The sequence below is a fragment of the Streptococcus sp. HMSC064H09 genome, assembly GCF_001812625.1.
Classification (GTDB): domain Bacteria; phylum Bacillota; class Bacilli; order Lactobacillales; family Streptococcaceae; genus Streptococcus.
Map to the genome: position 1 here is coordinate 1 of NZ_KV809574.1, position 356 is coordinate 356.

The 356-nt window shown below is 43.8% G+C and carries 1 protein-coding gene; it reads right to left on the reverse strand.

Annotated elements, in window-relative coordinates:
• The coding region (locus HMPREF2867_RS04140) for a hypothetical protein (protein WP_256263059.1) at window positions 1-356 on the reverse strand (356 nt) is incomplete at both ends.

Below are 356 nucleotides of genomic sequence, written 5' to 3' on the forward strand. Positions count from 1 at the left end.
CCTTCAGTAAATTCAGGCTTACCTGTTTGGGTTTGACCTTGTTTACCTGTTGTTTCAACTGGTGTCGCTGTCGGTGTTACAGGAGTTACTGTTGGTGTGTACTTAGCTGTGATTTCAGTTCCGTTCTTATCCACACGTTTCACAGTTACGCCTGTTCCTGTTCCAGTAAATGATTTTTCTGGTACGAAAGTTACTGTGCCATCAGGAGCTACAGTGTAAGTACCTTCTCCTGGAATAACTTTAGTTGTTGAGCCATCTTCAAAGGTTGCTGGTACATCATCATCCATTGGGATTGCAGGGTTACCAGGTGTGAAGCTTGGTGTACCTGTTTGAGTTTGACCTTGGATGTCTGTAGA